This is a genomic window from uncultured Blautia sp. (genome assembly GCF_902497045.1).
GTDB lineage: Bacteria > Bacillota > Clostridia > Lachnospirales > Lachnospiraceae > Blautia_A.
On the sequence record NZ_CABVDF010000251.1, the window covers coordinates 1 to 3,775 of the forward strand.

Consider the following 3,775-nt stretch of genomic DNA (forward strand, 5'->3'; position numbering starts at 1 on the left):
GGCAAACTGGGCAGATGCCGTAAATAAAATGCTTGCACGTAATCAGATAAATGCTACCATTGATCACCGCAGCTTTGCAGATCAGGGAATCACCGAACAGCCAACCATCCATGAAGGCTACATTGCCCAGAATATGGAAAAGAAAGGCATGATAGCAGACCGCTGTGAAATCAACCGTCAGATTCGTGCGGATAACAAAATGCTCCGAGAATTAAAAGCAAAGGTAGCAAAACTGGCTGAAGCTGTAGAAAAGTCTATTCCAATAATAGCTGAAACGTTAGAAGCGATCCGCAATCATATGATTTTTATACAGTATCATTTACTTCATAATGAGATGCAAAAAGAAGTGATCCATGACTGGATGAATCATTTCAATCCAATACTGAATAAATACAACACAGTTAAAAAGGAACTCAAAGCTAAAGTTACGGAACGGAAAGAACTGAATGTGCAAAAGGATAAAACCAGTATTTTGAATCCCATCCGGCATATAAAATTAAATCAGCAGCTTACCACTATTACCGAAGAAATCGAAGAACTGAAATCAAGGAAAGAGCAGCTAATCTTCCAGGCAGAATGCTCTACAGATAAAGATATGACGAATCTATCCAAGAAATACGACCAGATGAAGAACAATCTTGATATCCTGGATTCTCAGGACATCTCGCTCAAAAAACAGCTTGAAAAAGATGCTGCCGCTTTCCGGGAAGAAAAATTTCGTCCTGAACCTGAACAGTATACAGAATTGCTGGACACCAGAATCCAGATACGTCCTGATTTTCGGGATAAGCTGATCGAGCAGCTCAAAGGTACTTTTGGTAAGTATTATGACTATCACCGCCGTGATATTGCCGCCAATGAGGTAGATTATCTCAATGTGGAAGATCCTGATGTTTTTTCCCATCGTGCCTGGGAACTTGAATATCAGAGGAAACAGGAAATACGGCGAAATCAGCCTGCTCGAACTAAGAAAAGGTCGTATGATATGGAATTATAATTTGGTTCTTCTTTGCCCATTATAAACACAAGAGCTGAACAAATAGGATTTTTCGTCCTCTTATCACAGCGGCCAGACGATAAAATGTCAGATGAGCAGTTGGAACAGCTTGCCCCATGGAGCGAGACTGCGAAAACGAACTGTCAAAACTAAAATAGAGAAAGACGGAGAGTATGAGAAAATCTCTGTAAATAAGATTCTTCTATGATAATTAAGAGCGATAAGCTTGTGAATCAGGCTTGTCGTTCTTGTTTTATATATAACAGTTGCTTACGGGCATGTCAAGAGCAGGCGGTTTCCCGCCTGTCTTCTTAACCCTTCTTTTGCTTACTCGGGTAAGCGTCCTTCGTACATAATGCCCAGTTCTCCATAAACCTGAGCCCAATCACGGATGGTGGTAGTCCATTTTTTCGTAGCCTCAAAAGTAGCCAGATACAAGGCCTTTAACAGGGCGGTATCGCTTGGAAATACGCTTCTCTGACGGTTCAGCTTCCGGTATGTGGAGTTTAGTGATTCGATCGCATTGGTTGTATAAATGACCTTCCGGACAGTGGTTGAAAATTTAAAAATTGGAGAAACAGCATCCCAGTTGTCTTTCCAGCGTTTCATGGAATTCGGGTATTTCGGAGTCCATTTTTCAGTTACACGTTCCAAGGCAGCCAGAGCCTTCTGCTCATCAGCGGCCTGATAGATGGTTTTTAAATCTGCAGCAAAGGCTTTTCTGTCCTTGTCCGGAACGTATTTCAGGGTGTTTCTTACCTGATGGACAATACACCTCTGGTATTCTGTTTTGGGAAACGCAGCTGAAATCGCTTCTTTAATGCCTGTAAGGCCATCGGCACAGATGATCAGGATATCTTTTACTCCGCGATTTTTCAGTTCGTTCAGGACTGACAGCCAGTATTTCGCACTTTCATTGTCACCAATCGTAATCGTCAGGACTTCCTTTTTCCCCTCCGCATTAATGCCAAGAATAACATAGGCTGCAAGCTTACGAATGACTCCATTATCCCGCACAGAATAGTGGATCGCATCGATGTAAAGGATTGGATATACCTCATCCAATGGGCGGTTCTGCCAATCTTCAATCTGAGGAAGTATCTTATCCGTCACATCGGATATGAAACTTTCTGATGTTTCAAAACCATAGATATCTTCAATCGTTTCCGAGATCTGGCGAGTGGTCATTCCTTTGGCATACATAGAGATGATCTTCTGATCAATATCAGAAATATCTTTCTGACGCTTTTTCACCACCTGTGGTTCAAAGGTCGATTTCCGATCCTGTGGGACCTCGATTTCCATAGAGCCATATCGGCTGTTTACCTGCTTGCGTTTATAACCGTTACGATAATCGTCATTGTCAGAACGCTGGGATTTCTCATATCCAAGATGGTCATCCATTTCAGCCTCCATCATTTCTTTAATGGTGCCGCCCAGAAGATCTTTGAGTGCATCCTGGATATCTTCTGCGGTCTCGATATCGTATTCTTCGAGAAGCTGGCGGATGATGTTCCTTTTTCCTTCAGTCATTTCAACTCTGTGAACTGGTTTCTTTTGTTTTGCCATAGTAAAAGGCCCTCCTAATGATATTTATTGTATCATAGAAGGACCTTACTTAGGTTATTTTACAGAAAAAGTTTCATAGGCTCTTTTACTACGTTTCAACTACGATTGCTGTACACATCTTGCAATATTTTGCTAAGATTTGCATTTCCTGTACAGAAATGACCGATACATAAAGAAAAATTAACACCGCGCAAATCGCTGCAAATGGCAGCAGGAAAGCGCATTTTGGAAGGAGTTTATATGAGTATTCGTGTACTTTTCATTTGCCACGGCAGTGTTTAAGGGACGGGGCAAAAGTCTTGATTTTATTGGGTTTCTTGGATAGAAACGTAAAATTTACACCTCTCCATATAATCAAGTGTTTTTTTCAATAAATTCACTTTTTGATACCTGTCATTGAATAGAACTAAGGTTATGGAGTGATCTTTACCTCATACAGGGCAGATATATAGTAATAATGGGTACACCAAATAAAGCGTCATCACTATCCGTTTTAAATGGCTTCGATGTATACCCATCCCTATATGGCAGCTCACCTCTCATGTCCAACAGGATCATCCTCCTTGCGGTGGGTCCTCACTTCCTTCGTTCTGCCTGTCCATAACCAGGGTGCCAGCTTAGCTACTATTCAGGGTCATGCCCTCTGGTTTAATTTCCTGCCGGCTACCAGCTCATTCTTTGTACTTTCATTACTGATCCAAACACTTCGATTACAGCACCTTTCGGCGGACGCTTACTGTAATCATTATGGTTGTTCTTTGTTACTCGGTTACACAGCCTTTAACTGTTCTCCCGGATGTCTGATATCTTTCAACATCTTTGATGCATCATATCTGATTCCCTTAGTTAGAATCGCATGGAATACTCTTATCAGCTTACATGCTACTACTATCAGCGACTGCATCTTTTTTAATGGATTCTTTTCTCTGGTGGTATAATACCTGTGGATTTCTTTGAATTCTTCATTTTTTCCCACCACCGATATCGCTGCCTCGAAAAGTAAATATCTGAGACGCTTGCGCCCTCTTTTACTTATCTTTGTCTTTCCGTTGTGCTTACCGGAACTATCTGCCACCAGTTCCAATCCTGCCAGTTTCTGAAGTTCTTTCGTGCTATCAAAGCGCGTAATATCGCCAACTTCTGCTATGAAACCTGCTACTGTTGTTATTCCTATGCCTTTTATTTCAAGCAGCTTATCCGCATACCTGA

Annotated in this window: 3 protein-coding genes; 1 reads left to right on the forward strand and 2 read right to left on the reverse strand. The window is 41.5% G+C overall.

Annotated elements, in window-relative coordinates; all coding sequences use genetic code 11:
• On the forward strand, positions 1-997 hold a 997-nt coding region (locus RDS42_RS13230), incomplete at its 5' end, for a MobA/MobL family protein (protein WP_308784071.1).
• Positions 998-1,324: 327 nt separating this feature from the next.
• Here RDS42_RS13230 and RDS42_RS13235 read toward each other — a convergent pair.
• The gene (locus tag RDS42_RS13235; RefSeq protein WP_118741338.1) at positions 1,325-2,566 is read right to left on the reverse strand and encodes an IS256 family transposase; all 1,242 of its coding nucleotides are present in this window, start codon (positions 2,564-2,566) and stop codon (positions 1,325-1,327) included.
• Between the two features lie 769 nt (positions 2,567-3,335).
• A partial coding sequence (locus RDS42_RS13240; RefSeq protein WP_308784072.1) for an IS110 family transposase occupies positions 3,336-3,775 on the reverse strand: 440 nt, incomplete at its 5' end.